6 protein-coding genes and 1 pseudogene are annotated in these 5,474 nt (G+C 73.6%); 3 read left to right on the top strand and 4 right to left on the bottom strand.

What is annotated here, in order from left to right:
- A partial coding sequence (locus EYA84_RS25000) for a DUF3553 domain-containing protein (RefSeq protein ID WP_131055899.1) occupies positions 1-400 on the top strand: 400 nt, incomplete at its 5' end.
- 102 nt (positions 401-502) lie between these two features.
- Positions 503-1,006: a hypothetical protein gene (locus EYA84_RS24995; protein WP_131055897.1), complete on the top strand. Its 504-nt coding sequence runs from the start codon at positions 503-505 to the stop codon at positions 1,004-1,006.
- 58 nt (positions 1,007-1,064) lie between these two features.
- Here EYA84_RS24995 and EYA84_RS24990 read toward each other — a convergent pair whose 3' ends face one another.
- Together EYA84_RS24990 and EYA84_RS24985 are read right to left on the bottom strand one after the other, a co-directional pair.
- Positions 1,065-1,829 carry an ABC transporter permease gene (locus tag EYA84_RS24990; RefSeq protein ID WP_131055895.1) on the bottom strand — a complete coding sequence of 255 codons (765 nt, stop codon included), beginning with the start codon at positions 1,827-1,829 and terminating at the stop codon, positions 1,065-1,067.
- Positions 1,822-2,787 carry an ATP-binding cassette domain-containing protein gene (locus EYA84_RS24985; RefSeq protein ID WP_131055893.1) on the bottom strand — a complete coding sequence of 322 codons (966 nt, stop codon included), beginning with the start codon at positions 2,785-2,787 and terminating at the stop codon, positions 1,822-1,824. Before EYA84_RS24985 ends, EYA84_RS24990 begins: the two co-directional genes overlap by 8 nt.
- Positions 2,788-2,884: 97 nt before the next feature.
- Between EYA84_RS24985 and EYA84_RS24980 the strand changes: the two genes are divergently transcribed.
- Entirely contained in the window at positions 2,885-3,643 is a 759-nt protein-coding gene (locus tag EYA84_RS24980) for a TetR/AcrR family transcriptional regulator (RefSeq protein WP_236145949.1), read from the top strand.
- A 4-nt stretch (positions 3,644-3,647) separates the two neighbouring features.
- On the opposite strand, the gene EYA84_RS24975 is transcribed toward EYA84_RS24980, so the two are convergent.
- Positions 3,648-4,631, bottom strand: coding sequence for a DNA topoisomerase IB (locus EYA84_RS24975; protein ID WP_131055891.1), 984 nt, complete (start codon positions 4,629-4,631; stop codon positions 3,648-3,650).
- Positions 4,615-5,451, bottom strand: a pseudogene (locus EYA84_RS24970) (glycosyltransferase family 9 protein); the annotation flags it as partial. The gene EYA84_RS24975 and the pseudogene EYA84_RS24970, both read right to left, overlap by 17 nt.
- Between the last annotated feature and the right edge of the window lie 23 nt (positions 5,452-5,474).

Raw genomic sequence — 5,474 nt, 5'->3', positions numbered from 1 at the left:
GATCGGCGCGCCGCGCTACTCGCCGACCCCGGTGGAGGCCGCCGAGGCGGCCGTGGCCGAGGCCGAGCGGCAGCAGAACCTGACCCGCTCACGGACCGACATGATGCGGGCCTTCGCCGAGACCACGGGCTGCCGGGGGCAGACCCTGCTGGCGTACTTCGGCGAGCAGATGACCCAGATCTGCGGGCACTGCGACAACTGCCACGCCGGCACCAGCACCGCCGACGACGGCGCGGTGGGTCCGTTCCCGGTGCACAGCCAGGTGCGGCACCCGGAGTGGGGCGGCGGCCTGGTGCTCAGCTACGAGGACGACCGGATGACGGTCCTCTTCGAGGAGGTCGGGTACAAGACGCTGTCGGTCAGCGTGGTGTCCGAACAGGGACTGCTGACGCTGGACTAACCTGAGCCCGCCGCGATGGCGGCGGGGACATACCGGGCCCGGCGCGGCCAGCACGGATGGCGCGTGACCGGGATCCGGACGACGAACGGGAGAGGCACGGTCGTGATCGAAGAGCCGGCGTACACCGCTTTCGGTTTCTCCGACGAGGAGTGGGGGTTGCTTGTCGGCCTGCCGCAGGCGGTGCTCACCGCGGCGAGCGCCGCGGAGTCCGACAGCACCCGGGCGACGATGGCCGAGAGCGCGGCCGGGCTGGAGACCATCTCCACCGGTCGGGAGTCGGCCAGCCCGTTGGTGGCCGCCGTGGCCGGGGAGATCGTGACCCGGGTGGGCGACCCGGAGGCCGGTGAGGAGTTGCCGGTGATCGCGCCGGACGACCCGCGCGCGTACGCCGAGGACGTGTTGGGCCGGGCCAAGGCCGCTGCGGCGCTGCTGGCGGAGAAGGTCGACGAGGGCGAGGCCGGCGCGTACCGGCACTGGCTGGTGGAGATCACCGACCAGGTGGTGGGGGCGGCCACCAGCGGCGGCATCCTCGGGCTCGGCGGCAGTCAGGTCAGCCCCTCGGAGCGGCGCTTCCGGGACCGGCTGGCCCAGGTCCTCAACGACTGAGCGACAGTGACGGTCGGGGGGCGACACCCGTCGGGTGTCGCCCCCCGCGTCGTGCGGATCAGGCGATCCGGCGACGGAACAGCACCGCCGAGAGCAGCACCGCGACCGCCAGCAGACCCAGGCACCAGGCCGCCGCACGGGCCGGCGCCGTGCCGACCGGCAGGTCGAGCAGCAACCCGCGCAGGGACTCGATGACCGGCGTGACGGGTTGGTGTTCGGCGAAGCCACGCAGCCAACCGGGCAGCGTCTCGACCGGCACGAAGGCACTGCTCGGGTAGGGCAGGAACATCACCAGGAAGGTGTAGCCGCTGGCCGCCTCGGGGGTACGGGCCAACAGCCCGAACGCCGCCGACAGCCAGGAGACCGCCAGCAGGAACAGCAGCAGCACCCCGGCGGCGGCCAGCCACCGCAGCGGTGCCACGGCGGGCCGGAACCCGATGGCGACGGCGACGGCCAGCACCAGCACGGTGGAGACCGTGTTGCGGGCGATGCTGGCCACCACGTGACCGCCGATGATCGAGGTCGCGCCGACGTCCATGGTGCGCAGCCGCTCGATCATGCCGTTGGTCATGTCCGTGGTGACACTCACCGCCGTGCCCGCCGCACCGAACCCGGCGCAGAGCAGCAGCACGCCGGGCACCACGTAGGTGACGTACGCCGAGCCGGTGTCGATCGCCCCGCCGAAGAGGTAGACGAAGACCAGCATCAGCATCACCGGCAGCAGCAGCGAGGTGAGCAACGCGTCGACGTTGCGGCGGGACAGCCGGACGCAACGGCCGATCATCACCGCCGTCTGCGATCCGCGTACCGCCAGCTCAGACATGGGCCACCTGCCGTTTCGCGGGCACCGGAGTGCCGGTGAGGGTGAGGAAGACGTCGTCGAGGGTCGCCTCCCGGACGGCGAACCGGGCCACCCCGTGACGGTCCGGATCGATCTCGTCGAGCAGCGCGCGCACCTGTGCCGCACTGCCGTCGGTGGCCACCGAGAGGGCGAGCCACTCGGGGTCCCGGCCGGTGACCCGGTCGCCCAACAGCGCGGCCGCCGCGCGGAGGCCGGCCTCCTCGTGCCAGGTCAGCTCCAGCCGGTGCGCGCCGAAACGGCGCTTGAGGTCGTCGGCGGTGCCCTCGGCGGCGATCGCGCCCTGGTGCAACACGGTGATCCGGTCGGCCAGTCGGTCGGCCTCCTCCAGGTACTGCGTGGTGAGCAGCACGGTCACCCCGGTGCGGGCGAGTTCGCCGACGACCTCCCAGAGCCCCTGCCGGCTGCGCACGTCCAGGCCGGTGGTGGGCTCGTCGAGGAAGACCACGGACGGCTGCCCGACCAGGCTGGCGGCGAGGTCCAGGCGGCGGCGCATGCCCCCGGAGTAGGTGATCGCCTGCCGCCCGCCCGCGTCGCTCAGCGCGAAGCGTTCCAACAGGTCGGTGGCGCGCTTCCGGGCCGCCGACCCGGACAGCCCGGTGAGCCGGGCCAGCATGGTCAGGTTCTCCAGGCCGGTCTGGGTGTCGTCCAGGGCGGCGTGCTGGCCGGCGAGGCTGATCGTCCGCCGGACCCGCCGCCGGTCGCGCACCACGTCGTGGCCGGCGACCCGGGCGCTGCCCCCGTCGGGCCGGGTCAGCGTGGCCAGGATCCGCACGGTGGTGGTCTTGCCGGCCCCGTTCTGGCCGAGCAGCGCGTGTACGCCGCCGGCCGGCACCCGCATGGTCAGCCCGTCGAGGACGACGAGGTCGCCGAAGGACTTCCTCAGCTCGACCAGCTCGACCGCCGGTGGTCCGTTCGTCATGGGTCACCCTCCGCTTTCTGCGTATGCCGTACGCTTATCTGCGTAGAACATACGCAGAAGTTAGGATGAGGGTCAAGCCGGTCCGGTGGAGGTGGAAGTGAGCGACGGCCCCGAGGTCGAACTGCCCGAGAACGTCGCGCTCGCCTGGGGGCTGCGCGAGCGTCCGAGCCGTGGCCCGAAGCGTGGCCTCAGTCTGGAGCAGGTGGTCTCCGCCGGGATCCAGGTCGCCCAGTCGGAGGGGCTCGGCGCGGTGTCGATGAGCCGCGTCGCCCGCGAGCTGGGCGCGTCGACGATGTCGCTCTACCGGTACGTGCCGACCAAACACGACCTGCTCGACCTCATGGTCGACACCGCGTACGGACCGCCCCCGCGCCCACGTGCCCCCGACGAGGGGTGGCGTCCCGCACTGACCCGGTGGGCCGAGGGGAGCCTGGAGGCGTTACGCCGACAGCCGTGGATACGGCACGTGCCGATCAGCGGCCCGCCGATTAACCCCAACCAGGTCCGCTGGCTGGAGTACGGACTCCTCGCCCTGGCCGGCACCGGCCTACGCGGCACCGAGCGGGTCTCCACCATCATGCTGGTCAGCGGGTACGCCCGGAGCTGGGCCACCACCACCGCCGACCTAATGGAGGCGGCGGTGCGCAGCGGGCAGACCCCCGAACAGGTGGGCCTGCACTACTGGCGGCACCTGGCCCGGCTCACCGCCGACGGGCCGTACCCGGCGATCCACGAACTGATCGCCGAGGGCGACGACGACGAGGACTACGTCGACGCCGAGTGGCGGTTCGGGCTCGGCCGCGTGCTCGACGGAGTCGAGGCGATGATCCGGACGCGTACGGCGGGCGGCCGGTGACCGGTCAGGACCGGTCCAGCAGGTCGAGCACGGCGCGCTCGGCCTGCTCGCGGTCGGTGTCCCGGGTGACCGGCACCACCACACCGTCGTGGAACAGGTCGACCACCCTCGGGTCCACGTAGGACGTCCGGGCCACCGTCGGGGTGTTGCCGAGCAGCTCCGCCACCTCGCGCATCACGCCGGCCACCGCGCGCCGACGGGCGGTGACCGACCTCGGCTGCCCGAGGACGGCCAGTTCGGTGGCCGCCCGGACGGTGGCGTGCCAGGTGCGGAAGTCCTTGGCGGTCATCTCGCCGCCGCTGGCGTCGCGCAGGTAGTCGTTGACCTCGTCGGCCCGCACGTCGCGCCACTGCCGGCCGTCCCAGTAGCCGAACAACCGGTCCGCCGCCCGGCGACTGCGACGCAGATGGGTGAGCACCCGGCACAGCTCCGGGTCGGAGACCCGACGCACCTGCTCGATGCCGCCCTTCGCCGGGAACTCGAAGACCACGCAGCCCTGGCGGGACCGGGCGTGTTCGGGGCGGAGGGTGGCGACGCCGAACGTCGGGTCGTCCCCGGCCGCGTACTGGTCGCTGCCGACCCGGAAGGTGCCCATGTCGAGCAGCCGGGTCACGGTGGCCAGCACCCGCTCGCGGCGCAGCCCGCGCCCGGTCAGGTCGTGGCCGACCCGTTCGCGCAGCACCGGCAGCCGGCGGGCCACCTCCAGCACGTGCTCGAACTTGGCCTCGTCCTGCCGCTGCCGCCACATCGGGTGGTAGAGGTACTGCTTGCGGCCGGCGGCGTCGGTCCCGATGGCCTGGATGTGCCCGTTCGGGTGCGGCGAGATCCACACCTGGCGCCAGGCCGGCGGGATGACCAGGGCACGCAGCCGGGCCAGGTCGTCCGGGTCGCGCACCGGCTCGCCGCGCGGGTCGACGAACGACCAGCCCGGACCGCGTCGCCGGCGGCCGTATCCCGGCCGACCCGGATCACTACGCCGCAACCGCACGATCCGCCCGCACCACCCGTTCCACCTCCTCGACGGCGGCCAGCACCGCGTCGACCCCGACGGCGGAGACCGCCGGATGACCGTCTACCCCGTCCCGGCCCGGGGATGCCGCAGGTCCGGCCCAGAGCACCCGGTGTCGTCGTCGCTCCGGCGGCGGCCCCCATCGGGCGGGCGGGACCGGACCGAAGATCACCACCGACGGGGTGCGGTAGCCGGTGGCCAGGTGCGCCACTCCGGTGTCCCCGCTGACCACCAGCCGCGCACCGGCGACCAGGGCGGCGAGCTGCCCGAGGTCGGTCCGCCCGGCCAGCACCGCGTCGGCGGGCAACCCGACCTCGTCCGCGACCCGTACGGCGGTGGCCCGCTCCCCCGTACCGCCGGTCAGCACCACCCGGTGTCCCCGGCCGGTCAGCTCCCGGGCCACCGCCGCGTACCGCCCGGGAGGCCAGCGCTTGGCCGGCACCTTGGAGCCCGGATGCAGCACCGTCACGCCGGTCGGCATCGTCCCCGACGCCGGCCGTCGCAGGTCCAGGTCGGTCGGGTCGGTCGGGATCCCGTACCAGCGCAGCAGCCGGCACCAGCGCGCCACCTCGTGCTCCTCCTCGTCCCACCCGGGCCCGTCGGCGTGGTCCGCCCGCGCGTCGGCGAAGGCGAACAACCGGTCCGGGCCGGTGGTGGCGAGCAGCCGGTGCGAACGCGGCCCCCGGCCGTGCAGGTTCACCGCCACCTCCACCGGCCCGCCGGGAGTCCCCAGCCGGTCCAGACCGTCGGCGGGCAGCAGCCGGTCCACGCCGCCGACCAGCTCGACCAGCGGGCCGAGCCCTGTCTCTTATACACCGCTGC

It is taken from the genome of Verrucosispora sp. SN26_14.1 (assembly GCF_004307965.1).
Taxonomy (GTDB): Bacteria; Actinomycetota; Actinomycetes; order Mycobacteriales; family Micromonosporaceae; genus Micromonospora.
This window is presented reverse-complemented; position numbering and strand designations above follow the sequence as displayed.

What these genes read in the sequence shown, in the direction of transcription:
- EYA84_RS24990 (WP_131055895.1), bottom strand. Translation starts at nt 1,829, where the DNA reads ATGTCTGAGCTGGCGGTACGCGGATCGCAGACGGCGGTGATGATCGGC.
- EYA84_RS24985 (WP_131055893.1), bottom strand. Translation starts at nt 2,787, where the DNA reads ATGACGAACGGACCACCGGCGGTCGAGCTGGTCGAGCTGAGGAAGTCC.